Annotated in this window: 12 protein-coding genes; 7 read left to right on the forward strand and 5 right to left on the reverse strand. The window is 72.1% G+C overall.

The features are described 5' to 3' along the window. Positions 1 to 87: 87 nt before the first annotated feature. A complete protein-coding gene (locus ACIRRH_RS05695; protein ID WP_403062190.1) occupies positions 88 to 1,716 on the reverse strand; it encodes a M4 family metallopeptidase in 1,629 nt (542 codons plus the stop codon). 497 nt (positions 1,717 to 2,213) lie between these two features. On the opposite strand from ACIRRH_RS05695, the gene ACIRRH_RS05700 reads away from it, so the two are divergent. The 3 genes from ACIRRH_RS05700 to ACIRRH_RS05710 all read left to right on the forward strand — a co-directional run bounded on the left by ACIRRH_RS05700 (position 2,214) and on the right by ACIRRH_RS05710 (position 5,024). Beyond that, entirely contained in the window at positions 2,214 to 2,750 is a 537-nt protein-coding gene (locus ACIRRH_RS05700; protein WP_403062193.1) for a MarR family winged helix-turn-helix transcriptional regulator, read from the forward strand. Positions 2,751 to 2,826: 76 nt separating this feature from the next. Next, positions 2,827 to 3,168, forward strand: a complete 342-nt coding sequence (locus tag ACIRRH_RS05705) for a DUF3817 domain-containing protein (RefSeq protein ID WP_403062196.1) — start codon at positions 2,827 to 2,829, stop codon at positions 3,166 to 3,168. A gap of 170 nt (positions 3,169 to 3,338) precedes the next feature. Continuing rightward, entirely contained in the window at positions 3,339 to 5,024 is a 1,686-nt protein-coding gene (locus tag ACIRRH_RS05710) for a methylmalonyl-CoA mutase (RefSeq protein ID WP_403062199.1), read from the forward strand. Between the two features lie 92 nt (positions 5,025 to 5,116). Here ACIRRH_RS05710 and ACIRRH_RS05715 read toward each other — a convergent pair whose 3' ends face one another. Next, on the reverse strand, positions 5,117 to 5,668 hold the full coding sequence (locus ACIRRH_RS05715) for a TetR/AcrR family transcriptional regulator (protein ID WP_403062442.1): 552 nt from the start codon (positions 5,666 to 5,668) through the stop codon (positions 5,117 to 5,119). 521 nt (positions 5,669 to 6,189) lie between these two features. On the opposite strand from ACIRRH_RS05715, the gene ACIRRH_RS05720 reads away from it, so the two are divergent. The 4 genes from ACIRRH_RS05720 (at position 6,190) to ACIRRH_RS05735 (ending at position 10,701) form a co-directional block, all read left to right on the forward strand. Further along, on the forward strand, positions 6,190 to 7,182 hold the full coding sequence (locus tag ACIRRH_RS05720) for a tetratricopeptide repeat protein (protein WP_403062202.1): 993 nt from the start codon (positions 6,190 to 6,192) through the stop codon (positions 7,180 to 7,182). A 701-nt stretch (positions 7,183 to 7,883) separates the two neighbouring features. After that, on the forward strand, positions 7,884 to 8,552 hold the full coding sequence (locus ACIRRH_RS05725) for a DUF6230 family protein (RefSeq protein WP_403062205.1): 669 nt from the start codon (positions 7,884 to 7,886) through the stop codon (positions 8,550 to 8,552). A gap of 131 nt (positions 8,553 to 8,683) precedes the next feature. Next, complete coding sequence (locus tag ACIRRH_RS05730; protein WP_403062207.1) at positions 8,684 to 9,316, forward strand: DUF6114 domain-containing protein; 633 nt, start codon at positions 8,684 to 8,686, stop codon at positions 9,314 to 9,316. Beyond that, positions 9,313 to 10,701: a hypothetical protein gene (locus tag ACIRRH_RS05735; RefSeq protein WP_403062210.1), complete on the forward strand. Its 1,389-nt coding sequence runs from the start codon at positions 9,313 to 9,315 to the stop codon at positions 10,699 to 10,701. The genes ACIRRH_RS05730 and ACIRRH_RS05735 overlap by 4 nt, the downstream gene beginning before the upstream one ends. A 90-nt stretch (positions 10,702 to 10,791) precedes the next feature. On the opposite strand, the gene pyk is transcribed toward ACIRRH_RS05735, so the two are convergent. The 3 genes from pyk to pta all read right to left on the reverse strand — a co-directional run bounded on the left by pyk (position 10,792) and on the right by pta (position 15,672). After that, a complete protein-coding gene (gene pyk / locus ACIRRH_RS05740; protein ID WP_403062213.1) occupies positions 10,792 to 12,219 on the reverse strand; it encodes a pyruvate kinase in 1,428 nt (475 codons plus the stop codon). A gap of 94 nt (positions 12,220 to 12,313) precedes the next feature. Continuing rightward, on the reverse strand, positions 12,314 to 13,537 hold the full coding sequence (locus ACIRRH_RS05745; RefSeq protein ID WP_403062216.1) for an acetate kinase: 1,224 nt from the start codon (positions 13,535 to 13,537) through the stop codon (positions 12,314 to 12,316). Then, positions 13,534 to 15,672 carry a phosphate acetyltransferase gene (pta, locus tag ACIRRH_RS05750; RefSeq protein ID WP_403062219.1) on the reverse strand — a complete coding sequence of 713 codons (2,139 nt, stop codon included), beginning with the start codon at positions 15,670 to 15,672 and terminating at the stop codon, positions 13,534 to 13,536. The genes ACIRRH_RS05745 and pta overlap by 4 nt, the downstream gene beginning before the upstream one ends. Positions 15,673 to 15,707: the final 35 nt, after the last annotated feature.

Below are 15,707 nucleotides of genomic sequence, written 5' to 3' on the forward strand. Positions count from 1 at the left end.
GGACGGACTTGACAGCCGTCCCGAACGGCCGGACGCCCGGGACCTCCCGCCGGAGGTCCCGGGCGTCCGATGCGCCTGTGGGGTGCGTCAGTTGACGTTGACGGCGGCCCAGGTCGCGGCGACGGCGCTGTACTCGGCGCTGGTCGCGCCGTACAGGTCGGCGGCGGCCTTCAGGGTGCCGGTGCGGGCCGCGGCGTAGTTGGTGGTGGAGGTGAAGTAGGTGGTCAGCGCGCGGTACCAGACCGCGGCCGCCTTGTCCCGGCCGATGCCGGCCAGGGTCGAGTTGTCGTAGGTCGGGCTGTTGTAGCTGACGCCGTTGACGGTCTTGGCGCCGCTGCCCTCGGCCAGCAGGTAGAAGAAGTGGTTGGCCACGCCGGAGGAGTAGTGGACGTCCAGGTTGCCGACCGAGGACGACCAGTAGTCGGCCGAGCGCCCGTCCTTGGACGGCTGGTCCATGTAGCGCAGCGGGGTGCCGTTGCCGTTGATGTTGATCTGCTCGCCGATCAGGTAGTCCGGCTTGTCGGCGGGCAGGTTGGCGTACCACTCGACCATGGTGCCGAAGATGTCCGAGGTGGCCTCGTTCAGGCCGCCGGACTCACCGGAGTAGTTGAGGCCGGCGGTGGCGGAGGTGACGCCGTGGGTCATCTCGTGGCCGGCCACGTCCAGCGCGGTCAGCGGGTGGGTGTTGCTGGCGCCGTCGCCGTACGTCATGCAGAAGCAGCTGTCGCTCCAGAAGGCGTTGACGTAGTTGGAGCCGTAGTGGACCCGGCTGGTGGCGCCGACGCCGTCGTTCTTGATGCCGTTGCGGCCGAAGGTGTTCTTGTAGAAGTCCCAGGTGGCCGCCGCGCCGTACTGGGCGTCCACGGCGGCGGACTCGGCGTTGGTGGCGAGGCCGTTGCCGAAGCTGTTGGTGGTGTTGGCGACCAGCGTGCCGGAGCCGGAGGTCTTGTTCTTCAGGGTGTAGGTCGACTGCCCGCCGCGGGTCGCGTCCTTCAGCTGGTAGGAGCTGCCGCTCTGGGTGGTGGTCAGCGGGACGGTGCCCACGAAGACGCCCTTGCCGCTGCCGGTGGCGGTCTGCACCTGCTCGTGGCTGGAGAGCACCTGGCCGCTCGCCGCGTCGGTGACCAGCAGCTGGCTGCTCGGGGTGCCGTCGGCGCGCACGCCCTCGACGGTGGTGCGGTACGCCAGGCGCGGGTTGCCGTCGGCGGCCCACACGACCAGTTCGGCCTTGCCGGTCTGGTGCACGGCGGTCAGCGGGGACTCGTCCTCGTCGGCGGCGATGCCCACGGTGGACTGCACGGCGCCGGTCGCCTGGGCGGCGGCCTTGTCGGCGGGGATCTGCGGGGTGAGGCTCGGCAGGGCGATGGTCGCGCGGGTGGCCTTGTCCACGGAGGTGGTCGAGCCGTCGGCCTTCTGGTGCACCACCAGGTCGCCGCCCAGGACCGGGAGGCCGGCGAAGGTGCGCTCGTAGCGCAGGTGGCGGGTGCCGTCGGCGTCCACCACGGCGTCCTTGGCCACCAGCTGCTCCTGGCCGCTCAGGGCCAGGCTGTGGGCCACCTTGCCGGCCTGGCCGTTGGCCAGGGCGATCAGGTCGGCGCGCTGTGCGGCCCGGGAGTGCGGGGCGGGGTCCGCCATGGCCACGGTGCTCACCTGGACGACACCGGTGAGCAGGGCGGTGGCGGAGAGTACGGCGACTGCGGCGAGCTTTCGCTTCACGAACGAGTCCTTCCGGGAAACCGCGGTGGGCGCGGTCGCGCCGCGTTCCGGGGGCCGGGGGCCGGCACCTGAGGGGCGGAACGGGCGCTGACGTGCAGGCCCCGTGCAGCCGGAGCGGCTTCGCCACCGGTGGGTGGGGGTGGTGGCTACCGAACGGGGTTGGCCGAAAGCATGACAATCGAGCAAATCAAATGACAGGTCTTGCTCATGAATTGGCCAAGTCCCGCCAGGGCGAAGGATTGTGAACGGACGGACAAAAGGGATGAATCGACCGCGCTCGCAGGGGGTTCCCGTCCGAACCGAGGCCTGGTGGCGCGGCGCCGGGCCGATCCGGGGTCAACCCCGGTGCGCCAGAAGTCCGTTGCCGCGCGTTCATGCCGGTGCAATGTCCTGGTATGGACCTGGCCGTCCGATTGGCGGGTTCCCGCCACGTCTCGCGCTTGTCCACCATCAGGACGCCTGGTAGCACACGTCCCGTCCGCCGGTACGGTAAGGAGGTGGCCAAGCCCCTCGCTCTCGACTTCGACCCGATCGCCCGTGCCGACGAGCTGTGGACCCGCCGTTGGGGCGGAGTCCCCTCGATGGCGGCGATCACCTCGATCATGCGCGCCCACCAGATCCTGCTCTCCCGGGTGGACGCGGTGCTCAAGCCGTACGGGCTGACCTTCGCCCGCTACGAGGCGCTGGTGCTGCTGACCTTCAGCCGGACCGGCGAGCTCTCGCTCTCCAAGATCGGCGAGCGGCTCATGGTCCACCCGACCAGCGTGACCAACACCGTCGACCGCCTGGAGCGGGCCGGTCTGGTCGCCCGCCGGCCCAACCCGCTGGACGGCCGCGGCGTGCTGGCGGCGATCACCGGGCGCGGCCGCGAGGTGGTCGAGGAGGCGACCCGGGAGCTGATGGCGATGGAGTTCGGGCTGGAGGAGTACGACGCCGAGCAGTGCCGCCAGGTGTTCGATCTGCTCAGGCCGCTGCGGATCGCGGCCGGCGACTTCACCGAGGGCACCGAGGGGGCTGCGAAGGAGAGGGTGTGAGGGCGGCTACCCTCGTGTGAGCGGTGCGCGGATCCGGGCGTACCGGCCGATACTGCCGAGCGAGGCGAGGAAGAGTATGAAGGCGACCCCCCTGCTGGGTTGGTACCGGGGCCTGGCCATTGCGACCGGTGTGGCACTGCTGGTGTTCTGCGGCTTCATGATCGCGAAGTACGGCTTCGGCGCCGCCGAGGACGTGACCACGTACGTCGCGATGCTGCACGGCTACCTCTACATCGGGTACTTCGTGGTGACCTTCATGCTCGGGCAGAAGCTGAAGTGGCCGATGGGCCGGCTGGTGCTCACCCTGGCGGCGGGCTGCATCCCCTTCCTCTCCTTCGTCTTCGAGCGCAAGGTGGCCCGCGAGGCCGCCGAGAAGCTCCCCGCGGGCACCGGCGACCGCCAGCCGGCCGGGGTCTGAGCCCCGAAGCCCCGCGAGAGCGCCCCTTCCCGATCGGGGGGAGGGGCGCTCTCGGCATTCGTGCGGGTCGTCCGTCGACAAGTACTAGGACGTCCGAGTAAATTGTTAGGACGTCCTACTAGCTGTGCCGCCCGTCGCCGTGGCGGCCGTACGGAGCGGAGTGCGGGTTCATGGACGCCGAGGAGATCGAGCGCGGCCGGCAGCGCTGGCAGCAGCGGTACGACAAGGCCCGCAAGCGCGACGCGGACTTCACCACCCTCTCCGGTGACGAGGTCGAGCCGGTCTACGGCCCGCCCGCCGGGCAGGCCGTGGAGGGCTTCGAGCGGATCGGCTGGCCGGGCGAGTACCCGTACACCCGCGGCCTGCACCCGACCGGCTACCGGGGCCGCACCTGGACCATCCGCCAGTTCGCCGGCTTCGGCAACGCCCAGCAGACCAACGAGCGCTACCGGATGATCCTGGACGCGGGCGGCGGCGGCCTCTCGGTCGCCTTCGACATGCCCACCCTGATGGGCTACGACTCGGACGACCCGAAGTCGCTCGGCGAGGTCGGCCACTGCGGCGTGGCCATCGACTCGGCCGCCGACATGGAGGTGCTGTTCAAGGGCATCCCACTCGGCGAGGTCACCACCTCGATGACGATCAGCGGCCCGGCCGTGCCGATCTTCTGCATGTACCTGGTCGCCGCCGAGCGCCAGGGCGTGGACCCGGCGGTGCTCAACGGCACCCTGCAGACGGACATCTTCAAGGAGTACATCGCGCAGAAGGAGTGGCTCTTCGCTCCCGAGCCGCACCTGCGCCTGATCGGCGACCTGATGGCCCACTGCGCCCAGGGCATCCCCGCGTACAAGCCGCTGTCGGTCTCCGGCTACCACATCCGCGAGGCCGGGGCGACGGCCGCGCAGGAGCTGGCGTACACCCTCGCGGACGGCTTCGCCTACGTCGAGCTGGGCCTGTCCCGCGGCCTGGACGTGGACGTCTTCGCGCCCGGCCTGTCCTTCTTCTTCGACGCGCACCTGGACTTCTTCGAGGAGATCGCCAAGTTCCGCGCCGCGCGCCGGATCTGGGCCCGCTGGATGCGCGACCGCTTCGGCGCCAAGACCGACAAGGCGCAGTGGCTGCGCTTCCACACCCAGACCGCCGGCGTCTCGCTCACCGCGCAGCAGCCGTACAACAACGTGGTGCGCACCGCCGTCGAGGCGCTGGCCGCGGTGCTCGGCGGCACCAACTCGCTGCACACCAACGCCCTGGACGAGACCCTGGCGCTGCCCTCCGAGCAGGCCGCCGAGATCGCCCTGCGCACCCAGCAGGTGCTGATGGAGGAGACCGGCGTCGCCAACGTGGCCGACCCGCTGGGCGGCTCCTGGTACGTCGAGGCGCTGACCGACCGGATCGAGCAGCAGGCCGAGGCGATCTTCCAGCGGATCCTGGACAAGGGCCGCGAGGACCACGAGATCGGCCCGATCACCTCCGGCATCCTGCGCGGCATCGAGGAGGGCTGGTTCACCGGGGAGATCGCCGAGGCGGCCTTCCAGTACCAGCAGTCGGTGGAGAAGGGCGACAAGCGCGTGGTCGGCGTCAACTGCCACCCGCGCAGCGTCACCCCGGAGCTGGAGATCCTGCGGGTCAGCCACGAGGTCGAGCGCGAGCAGGTCCGGGTGCTGCGGGAGCGCAAGGCGGCCCGGGACGAGGCGGCCGTCCGGGCCGGGCTGGACGCCATGCTGGCGGCGGCGCGCTCGGGCGAGTCGATGATCCCGCCGATGCTGGACGCGGTGCGCGCGGAGGCGACGCTGGGCGAGATCTGCAACGCGCTGCGCCAGGAGTGGGGGACGTACCAGGAGAACGCGGCGTTCTGACCCGCTGACCCGAGCAGGCCGCCCGTACGGGATTTCCGTACGGGCGGCCTCGCCGTGTCCTCGGCCGGGGCCGGGTTCCCGGCCGGTGGCGGTCAGCCGGCGAAGAGCGGTCCGAGCAGCAGGTCGGTGAAGCGGCGGGTCCACTCGGGGGTGATCGGCTCGCCGCTCACCAGGACGCGGTGCTCGACGGTGCCCGCGATGGTGTCGAAGATGATGTCGACCTCCTCGCGGGCCGACGCGGCGTCGGTGTCCGCCTCCAGCTCGCCGCGCGCCTGGGCGGCCGCCCGGCCCTGGCGGACCAGCCGCTTCTGCGGGTCCACGATGGACTCGCGGATCCGGCGCCGCAGCTGCCGGTCGCGGGTGCCCTCGGCGAACAGCGCGAGCAGTGCGGCCTGGGTCTCCGGGCGGGCCAGCAGGTCGGCGAGCTGGGTCACCACGGCCTCGATGTCGGCCCGCAGGCTGCCGAGGTCGGGCATCACCAGCTCGTCGAAGAGGCTGGCGACGGCGTCCACGACGAGCTCGTTCTTGGACGGCCAGCGGCGGTAGAGGGTGGTCTTGGCGACCCCGGCGCGGCTCGCCACGTGGCCCATGGTCAGCCCGCCCCAGCCGAGTTCGGCCAGCGCCTCGCGGGTGGCGTCGAGGATCGCGAGGTCGGCGGCGGCGCTGCGCGGGCGGCCCTTGGCCCGGGCGGCGCCTGCGGGCTCCGGGGCCGTGCCGGTGGGCGCCGGGGCCGTGCCGGCCGGGTCGGGGCACGCCGGGTCCGTGCGTTCCGGGCTCGCTGGGGGCTGGGCGGCCGGCACCGGGCCTCCTTGCGCTGTACTGGTAAGTAACTTGGGTGGAGCTGGTAACGGTAGCGACTGTTCGCCCGTTCGGGGAGCGGGGCGGTCCGGGAAAGTGGGGCAGGTCACGTCGCCGAACCGCCGGTTGGGCTTGCGGGCGGGGCACCGGCTCCAGTTACGCTACGACTCGTAGCGAAAGCAGTGACAACCAGGCGCCGCATCCCGTGGGACGGGAGCGGCGCGGGCGCGGGTGGGGATCCGCGCCGAACGGTCCAGGCTACCGGGGGAGGGGCGCGGCGCCCGGGAACCCGCGCCGCGCGGTCCGCGCGGGGCGACTTTCCGGAGGTTGGTGCCCGCGAGCAGCGCGGACGGGGGAGGATGGTGCCATGCAGCCACGGAATTCGCGTCTCAACAGCTCCGCCCTGCGCGGTGCGGTCGACCTCGCCGCAGTGAAGGCGGCCGGCGAAGCCGCCCAGAAGGCCGAGCAGGCCCGGGCCGAGCGGGCCCGTCAGGCGGCCACCGCCGAGTCGGCCGGAGCCGCCCCCGCCCAGTCCGCCTACCAGCTCGTCATCGACGTCACCGAGGACACCTTCGAGACCGAGGTCGTCCAGCGCTCCACCGAGGTGCCGGTCGTCATCGACTTCTGGGCCGAGTGGTGCGGGCCCTGCAAGCAGCTGAGCCCGGTCCTGGAGGGCCTGGTCGAGGAGTACGCCGGCCGCTTCGTGCTCGCCAAGATCGATGTGGACGCCAACCCGCTGCTCTCCCAGCAGTTCGGCATCCAGGGCATCCCGGCCGTGATGGCCGTGGTGGCCGGCCAGCTGGTGCCGCTGTTCCAGGGCGCGGAGAGCGCCGCCAACATCCGCAAGATCCTGGACCAGCTGATCCTGGTCGCCGAGCAGCGCTTCGGCGTGGCCGGCGGGGCGGTCGCCCCGGGCGAGGCCACGGCCGCCGCCCCGCAGCGCCCCGAGGACCCGGCGCTGTCCGCCGCGCACGACGCGCTGGACGCCGGTGACCTGGGCGGCGCCATCCAGGCGTACCGGAACGTGCTGGTCGAGCAGCCGGGCAACACCGAGGCCAAGCTGGGTCTGGCCCAGGCCGAGCTGCTGAAGCGGATCGAGGGCCTGGACCTCCAGGCCGTCCGGGCGGCGGCCGCCGCCGACCCGAAGGACGTCGGGGCCCAGCTCCAGGCGGCCGACCTGGACCTGGTTGGCGGTCACGTCGAGGACGCCTTCGGGCGCCTGGTGACCACCGTCGGGCGGACGGCCGGCGAGGACCGGGACACCGCCCGGCTGCGCCTGCTGGAGCTGTTCGAGGTGATCGGCCCGGAGGACCCGCGGGTCGTCGCGGCCCGTACGGCGCTGGCGCGCGTGCTGTTCTGAGCCCGGCTCAGGTTCGCTGCCTGGCACGGCGGATGACCTGCGGTGTCGCTGGGTGATTTGGCGACAATCCGGTCAACCGGACAGAGGTTTACCAAATCTTGATTTCACCCGTGGGTGGTCACATTGTGTGATCACCCACGGGTGTTTCGTTGGTGTTTCCGGCGGATTTCGCCGTCACGTTTCCTTCAAGGCGTCACGCACGGTGCAACTCGGGTCGATTCCATGATCAACGTCACCGGAAGTTGCATTACCCGTCAGTAAGGCACCCCTTGTGCTTCGCCCGGGATTCAAGCACGATCGGCCACGCCCGGTCCCAGACTCCACACCCGCCGACCCCGGTCGGCCACGCGGAGCGCGGGATCCCCACCGGGCGATCCGCCGGCTCCGGCCGGCGGGAGGGAGGGCAGGGGGGTATCCGCGGTCCCACGGCGGTTCCTGTCCTTTTACCGGCCGCGCGGCCCTGCGCGGTCGCTGGTTGTCGCTCGGGGGTGATCGCCGATGTCGTCGGTCCTGCCCGCCGCCCCGCAAGGACGGCCGGTGCTTGGACGGGAGGCCCGCTGCACGCAGGCCGTTCCCGCGTCCGACGACGCCCAAGGCGCTCTCCGCTACCGAGGACGTAGCTCTCTCCCATCCCAGGCCCCCACCGGTGCGGGACGCACCGCCGGGGAGCCGGAGATGTACGTCCTAGAAGGAGGACTCGCATGTCCAAGACCTACGGCAAGACCCGCTGGAAGCGCTTCGCACTGGTGATGGTGCCGAGTGTCGCCGCCACCGCGATGGTCGGCGTCTCGATCGCCAACAGCGCGCTCGCCGCTTCGTTCAGCATTTCCGGCCAGCAGTTCAAGGTGAAGGCCACGCACATCGAGGGCAGCCACTTCGCCCAGTTCGGCACCGTCGACCTCGAAGCCAGCGGCATGCCGCACCCGGTCGCCGTCTCGGCTTTCGACAAGGCCGACATCACCAACATGTGCCAGTCCGTGGTGACCGACCTGACCAAGTTCGGCCTGGGCAAGATCACCCTCCAGCTGAACGCCGGCGGCAAGGGCACGCCGGTGCACGCCGACGACCTGCTGATCGACATGGAGGAGCTGAAGGCCGACGCGACCTTCGAGAAGATCAACATCGGTCAGGACGCCTCCACGCTCGCCGGCACGGCGACCCAGGGCTGGACGCCGCACCCGGGCGTCTCCGCCGCGGGCGGCGGCAAGGGTCTGCCCACCGGTGCCACCGGCTTCGCCCAGGCAGCCGAGAAGGCCTCGCTGGACAACGTCGAGCAGACCGCCCGCGCCACCTCGGCCGGGAAGTTCGTCCTCAACGGTCTGAGCCTGTCGCTCAAGAGCGGCGACGGCCCGGGCAAGGAGTGCTACTGAGCCCTGCCTGACGGCGTGCCGACAGGCACGCCCGTCAGACGGGTCTTTCGCGGGCCGGGGGCGGCGGGTTCCGCCGTTCCCGGCCCCGCACCAGTCGTTTTCCCCTCGTAGCGATGCCGAGGAGCTGCACCATGTCCAGCGCAACGGTCGAAACCCGGACCGGCCGCCAGAATCCGCTCGGATCGGTCTGGCGGGGCTTCCGCACGTTCCGTCGCACCAGGCCCTTCTGGGGCGGCCTGCTGGCCATGATCGCCGGCGTCCCGATCCTCTACTTCCCGTACGCGCACCTGGCGCTCGGCAGCGTGACCATCGCGATGTCGACCACGGCGGGTGCCGGCTCGCTGCTCATCGGCGTCCTGCTGATCGCCCTCGGCATCGCCGGGTGGTTCCAGCAGGCCGTCCGGGTCTTCGCGGGCATCGCGACCATCCTGCTGACGCTGGTCTCGATCCCGATGTCCAACCTGGCCGGCTTCGGCCTGGCCCTGCTGCCCGGTCTGATCGGCGGAGGGCTGCTGGTGTCCTGGGCGCCGCTGCCGGAGCCGCAGGCCGAGTCGGCGGCCGCGCCGACGGCCAAGGGCGGGCGCCGACGCCGGGCCGACGCCGGCGAGGACGCCGGGGACGCCACGGCCACCGTGGCCCGGAGCGTCGCCACCGACGTCACCGCCGAACTGCCCGCCCAGGGCGCGCCGCAGGCCGCCGGACCCGTCGCCAAAGCCGCCGTCCCGAAGCAGGCCGGCGCCATGGACCAGGAGGAGGCGCGGTGACCGGGCCGGCCGAGCAAGCCGACGGCACGACCGTTCCCGTGCAGCGCTCCGGCCGGCACGCGGCCCCGCGCACGCCCGTACGGGTCCGGCTGAGAGGCCGGGCGCTGGCGATGGCGGCGGTGCCGACCGCGCTGCTGATGGCCGCCGCCTACACGCCCAACCCCGCGGTCGCCGAGTCCGCGGCGGGCAAGCCCTGCGGCAACGCGCCGGCCGTCGTGCCGGACGTCGCGCCGATCGAGACGCCGGTGCCCAAGAGCGAGCTGCCCGAGCCGCCGCCGGGCCCGTCCACCGTGCCGAGCTCGGCCCCGACCACGGCGCCCTCGGCCGGCCCGTCGACCGACCCGGGTTCGGTGCCGACCCAGGTGCCCAGCGCGCCCGCCCAGCAGCCCACCGCGCCGGTCAAGCCGTCGGCCGCCGGGACGGCCACCCAGCCCGCCGCCCAGCAGTCCGCCGCCGGTGGCACCGGTACGGCGGCCCCGGGCGGGCTGGTCGACGACCTCGTCGGCGGCGTCAACCGGCTGTTGAACCCGAACGGTTCGCCGAGCCCGAGCCCGACCGGCGCCCCGACCACCACTCCCTCGGCACCCGGCAGCCCGGCCGCCCCCGCCCCGCACACGGACGCTCCGGCGCAGCCCCCCCAGCCGCAGGCCCCGGCCGCCGCCGCCCGGCAGGCCGCGCCGCCCGCGACCCAGCCCGCCGCCGACGAACCGTCGCCCACCGCCACACCCACCGCCACGTCGGGCGGCAAGGCGAGCGCGAAGCCGACGCCCTCCGCGGGCGCCTCGGCGACGCCCTCCGCGGGCGCCTCCGGCACCCCGTCCGCGACGCCCACCGAGAACCCCAACTGCGATGTGGACGCCCGGAGCCTGACCGCCGGCGCGCCCGCCCCCGGGCACGTCGTCCCGGAGCAGAACTGGACCCTGAAGACCAGCCGGCTCGCCCTGCACGGCGCGGCCTTCCACGGCGTCTACGACGTGAAGACCCCGACCGGCAGCAAGCGCGTCCTGAAGTTCGTGGTCGACAGCGTGGACATCGACAACCTCGACATGTCCACCCTGGAGGGCAACGGCGTGACCTTCCACGTCCAGGGCGCCCCGGGTTCCACCTCGACCATGCGCCAGGGCCCGGTCACCATGTACGTGGAGCGGCTGTCGGGTCACCTCTCCAAGGTGCTCGGCCTGCCGATCCTGATCGACCTGGGCGAGATCACCCTCACCCCGGACACCCTGCCGCGCTGGCTGTACGACCTGATCGGCGCCATCCCGATCCCGCTGGACCTGGAGCTGACCGGCGTCACCGCCAAGCAGGCCGGTCAGTTCGGCGGCACCCTGCACATCCCCGGGATGCACCTGTTCAACGACAACGCCCCCTACAGCGACAAGTAGGAGCGGCGACAAGTAGCCGGCGCCGTCACGCCTGTGGGGCGGCCCTCCCGGAGGAGGACCGCCCCACGGGCGTTCGGACGTGCCGGGTGCTCACGCGCCCGGGGTGCCCAGGTGGTGCACCTGCACCATGTTGGTGGTGCCGGGGACGCCGACCGGGACACCGGCGGTGACGATGACGGTGTCGCCCTCGCCGAGCCGGCCCAGCTTCAGCAGCTCCCGGTCGACCTGCGCGACCATCGCGTCCGTGGTGGCCACCTGCTCGGTCACGTACGCCTCGACGCCCCAGCTCAGCGAGAGCTGGTTGCGGGTGGCGGTGTCCGGGGTGAAGGCGATCACCGGGATCGGCGAGCGGTAGCGGGACAGCCGACGGGCGGTGTCACCCGACTTGGTGAAGGCGACCAGCGCCTTGCCGTCCAGGAAGTCGCCCAGCTCGCACGCGGCGCGGGCGACCGAGCCGCCCTGGGTGCGCGGCTTGCGGCCCGGGTTGAGCGGCTGCAGGCCCTGCGAGACCAGCTCCTCCTCGGCCTTCTCGCAGATCCGGCTCATGGTGCGGACGGTCTCGACCGGGTACTTGCCGACGCTGGACTCGGCGGACAGCATGACCGCGTCGGCGCCGTCCAGGATGGCGTTGGCGACGTCGGAGACCTCGGCGCGGGTCGGGCGCGAGGCGTGGATCATCGACTCCATCATCTGGGTGGCGACGATGACCGGCTTGGCGTTGCGGCGGGCCAGCGTGATCAGCTGCTTCTGGACCAGCGGGACCCGCTCCAGGGGGTACTCCACGGCGAGGTCGCCGCGGGCGACCATGATGGCGTCGAAGGCGAGGACGATCTCCTCCATGGCCTCGACGGCCTGCGGCTTCTCGATCTTGGCGATGACCGGCACCCGGATGCCGACCTCGTCCATGACCTCGTGGACGTCCTTGATGTCGTCCGCGTTGCGGACGAAGGACAGGGCGATCATGTCGACGCCCAGGCGCAGCGCGAAGCGCAGGTCGTCCTTGTCCTTCTCGGACAGGGCGGGCACGTTCACGGCCGCGCCGGGCAGGTTGATGCCCTTGTTGTTCGAGAGCACGCCGCCCTCGATCACCACGGTCTTCACCCGCGGGCCGTCGACGCTGACGACCTCCAGGGCGATGACGCCGTCGTTGATCAGGATCGGGTCGCCGGGCTTCACGTCGCCGGGCAGGCCCTTGTAGGTGGTGCCGCAGATGTGCTGGTCACCGGGGACGTCCTCGGTGGTGATGGTGAACTCGTCGCCGTTGTCGACGGTCACCGGGCCGTTGGCGAAGGTCGCCAGACGGATCTTCGGACCCTGGAGGTCGGCAAGGACGCCGATGGCCTTGCCGGTGTCCTCCGAGACCTGGCGGACCTTGCGGTACCGCTCCTCGTGGTCCGCGTGGTTGCCGTGGCTCATGTTCAGTCGGGCGACGTTCATGCCCGCCTCGACGATGGCCTTCAGCTGTTCGTAGGAGTCCGTCGCCGGACCCAGGGTGCAGACAATTTTCGCTCGGCGCATATGGATCAGTCTATCCGTTCGTGTTATAGGTGCATTCGGTATGCACCGGGAGGAATCGCCGACGAATGCTTCCGAGGAGTGAGACGGTTCCGTGTCAGTCCTCGGACTCCCGGCGTTCCCGGTGCACCAGTGCGAAGGCCTGTCGGGCGATCTCCAGCTCCTCGTCGGTGGGCACCACGGCGACCGCCACCCGGGCGTACGCGGGGGAGATGATCCGGGCCTCGCCCGACCGCACCGAGTTCAGCTCCGGGTCGACGGCGATGCCCAGTTCCTCCAGCCCCGCGGTGGCCGCCGCGCGCACCGGCGCCGCGTTCTCCCCGACGCCCGCGGTGAACGCGATCGCGTCCACCCGGCCCAGCACCGCGTAGTAGCCGCCGATGTACTTGCGCAGCCGGTGGACGTACGAGTCGAACGCCAGCTTCGCGTCCGCGTCCCCCTCGTCCGCCCGGTGCATGATCTCGCGCATGTCGTTCTCGCCGCACAGCCCGCGCAGGCCGCTGCGGCGGTTGAGCAGGTCGTCGATCTCGTCCACGGACAGCCCGCCGACCCGGTGCAGGTGGAACACCACGCCGGCGTCGATGTCGCCCGAACGGGTGCCCATGACCAGGCCCTCCAGCGGGGTGAGGCCCATCGAGGTGTCCACGCAGCGGCCGCCGGCGACCGCCGAGGCGGAGGCGCCGTTGCCCAGGTGCAGCACGATCACGTTGACCTCGGCCGGGTCCTTGCCGAGCAGCCGGGCGGCGGCCCGCGAGACGTACTGGTGCGAGGTGCCGTGGAAGCCGTAGCGGCGCACCCGGTGCTGGTCGGCGACGGCCTTGTCGATGGCGTACCGGGCCGAGTACTCGGGCATCGAGGCGTGGAAGGCGGTGTCGAAGACGGCCACCTGGGGGAGGTCGGGGCGCAGCGCGCGGGCCACCTCGATGCCGGTGATGTTCGCCGGGTTGTGCAGCGGGGCGACCGGGATCAGCCGGCGGATCTCCTTGAGCACGTCGTCGGTGATCACCGTCGGCTCGGTGAACCGCAGGCCGCCGTGCACCACCCGGTGGCCGATCGCGGCCAGCTCGGGGGAGTCCAGCCCGAGGCCGTCGGCGGACAGCTCCTCGGCGACGGCCTTGAGCGCGGCGGCGTGGTCCGGGAAGACCTGGACGGTCTCGCGCGGCTCGCCGGTGCGCGGGGTGTGCACCAGGCGGCCGCCGGCCTCGCCGATCCGCTCGACCAGCCCGGAGGCCAGCCTGGCTCCGTCCAGCATGTCGATCAGCCGGTACTTGACCGACGAGGAGCCGGCGTTCAGGACGAGAACGCGCGTGCCTTCACTCATGCTTGCGGCTCCTTGTGGTCCTGGGAGTGGTCCTGGGACTGGATGGCGGTGATCGCCACGGTGTTGACGATGTCCTGCACCAGCGCCCCCCGGGAGAGGTCGTTGACGGGCTTGCGCAGCCCCTGGAGCACCGGGCCGACCGCGACCGCGCCGGCCGAGCGCTGGACCGCCTTGTAGGTGTTGTTGCCGGTGTTGAGGTCCGGGAAGATCAGCACGGTGGCCCGCCCGGCGACCGGGGAGCCCGGCAGCTTGGTGGCCGCGACGTGGGCGTCCACCGCCGCGTCGTACTGGATCGGGCCCTCGACCAGGATGTCCGGCCGCAGCGCGCGGACCAGCTCGGTGGCCTTGCGGACCTTGTCGACGTCCGCGCCGGAGCCGGAGGTGCCGGTCGAGTACGAGAGCATCGCGACCCGCGGCTCCACCCCGAACTGGGCGGCGGTGGCGGCCGACTGGATGGCGATGTCGGCCAGCTGCTGGGCGTCCGGGTCGGGGTTGACCGCGCAGTCGCCGTACACCAGCACCTTGTCGGCCAGGCACATGAAGAAGACCGAGGAGACGATCGAGGCGCCCGGCGAGGTCTTGATCACCTCGAAGGCGGGCCGGATGGTGGCGGCGGTGGAGTGCACCGCGCCGGAGACCATGCCGTCGGCGATGCCCTCCTGGACCATCAGGGTGCCGAAGTACGAGACGTCGGTGACCACGTCCAGGGCCAGCTCGACGGTCATGCCCTTGTGGGCGCGCAGCGTGGCGTACAGCTCGGCGAACTGGCGGCGCAGCGGGCTGGTGGCCGGGTCGACGATCCGCACCTGGGCGCGGTCGGCGGCCGGGTCCACGTCGGGGAGGGCGATGCTCAGGCTCGCGGCCTTGCGGCGGACGGCGTCCACGTCGCCGAGCAGGGTGAGGTCGCAGATGTTGCGGCGCAGCAGGATCTCGGCGGCGCGCAGCACCCGCTCCTCGGTGCCCTCCGGCAGTACGACGTGCCGGCGGGCGCCCCGGGCGCGCTCCAGCAGCTCGTGCTCGAACATCATCGGGGTGACCCGCTCGGACCGGCCGACCTCGATCCGGTTGGTCAACTCGGCGGTGTCGACGTGCAGTTCGAACAGGCCGAGGGCGATCTCGGCCTTCCGGGGGCTGGCCGCGGTGAGCTTGCCCTCCAGGTGGGTCAGATGGGCGGCGGTCGGCCAGCTGCCCTCGGGGACGACCGCGACAGGGGTGCCGGGGGCGAGGCGGGCGGCCAGCGCCATCACGTTGGGGCCGGGGTGCTGGCCGAGCGTCAGCAGCACGCCGGCGATCGGCGGGGCGCCGGCGGCGTGCGCGGCCAGCGAGCCGATCACCAGGTCGGCCCGGTCCCCGGGGGTGACCACCAGGGCGCCCTCGGTCAGCGCGTCCAGGAAGGTGGGCAGCATGGCGCCGCCGAAGACGTAGCCGCGCACGTCCCGGGCGAGGCCGGTGGCGTCCCCGAGCAGCACCTCGGCGTCGGTCGCCTCGACCAGCTGCGCGACGGTGGGTGCGGCCAGCGCCGGCTCCTCCGGGATGACGTAGGCGGGGATCGGCAGCTTCTCGGTGAGGGCGCGCTGGATCCGCTGCTCGGCGCCCGGGGCGACCCGGTTGGCGACCATCGCCAGGGTCTCGCAGCCGAGGTCGGTGTACGCCCGGTGGGCATTGCGTACCTCGGCGATCACCGTGTCGGCGTCCGCGCCGTGCCCGCCGACCACCGGCAGCACGGCGGCGCCGAACTCGTTGGCCAAGCGGGCGTTGAAGGCCAGCTCGTCCGGGATGCTGGTGTCGGCGAAGTCGGTGCCGAGCACCAGCACCGCCTGGCAGCGCCGCTCCAGCGCGTGGAAGCGGTCGACCAGGACGGAGACCAGCTCGTCCTGCCCCTGGGCGGCCTGGAGCGCGGCGGCCTCCTCGTAGGTGAGGCCGTACAGTTCGGTGCCCGGCAGGTCGATCCGGTAGCGGCCGCGCAGCAGCTCGACCACGTGGTCCGAGCCCGGCTGCCCGGGCGCGGAGTGCACCAGCGGGCGGAACACCCCGACCCGGTCCACCTGGCGGGTGAGCAGTTCCATGACCCCGAGTTCGACCGCCTGCCGGCCGTCCCCCCGGTCGATGCCGGTCACGTACACGCTGCGCGCCACGTGGGTGTCTCCGTCCCGTCGTCTCGGAAGGTGGT

This window comes from Kitasatospora sp. NPDC101235 (assembly GCF_044767505.1).
GTDB lineage: Bacteria > Actinomycetota > Actinomycetes > Streptomycetales > Streptomycetaceae > Kitasatospora.

What these genes read in the sequence shown, in the direction of transcription:
- ACIRRH_RS05710 (WP_403062199.1), top strand. Translation starts at nt 3,339, where the DNA reads ATGGACGCCGAGGAGATCGAGCGCGGCCGGCAGCGCTGGCAGCAGCGG.
- ACIRRH_RS05730 (WP_403062207.1), top strand. Translation starts at nt 8,684, where the DNA reads ATGTCCAGCGCAACGGTCGAAACCCGGACCGGCCGCCAGAATCCGCTC.
- ACIRRH_RS05705 (WP_403062196.1), top strand. Translation starts at nt 2,827, where the DNA reads ATGAAGGCGACCCCCCTGCTGGGTTGGTACCGGGGCCTGGCCATTGCG.
- ACIRRH_RS05745 (WP_403062216.1), bottom strand. Translation starts at nt 13,537, where the DNA reads ATGAGTGAAGGCACGCGCGTTCTCGTCCTGAACGCCGGCTCCTCGTCG.
- ACIRRH_RS05725 (WP_403062205.1), top strand. Translation starts at nt 7,884, where the DNA reads ATGTCCAAGACCTACGGCAAGACCCGCTGGAAGCGCTTCGCACTGGTG.
- pyk (WP_403062213.1), bottom strand. Translation starts at nt 12,219, where the DNA reads ATGCGCCGAGCGAAAATTGTCTGCACCCTGGGTCCGGCGACGGACTCC.
- ACIRRH_RS05720 (WP_403062202.1), top strand. Translation starts at nt 6,190, where the DNA reads ATGCAGCCACGGAATTCGCGTCTCAACAGCTCCGCCCTGCGCGGTGCG.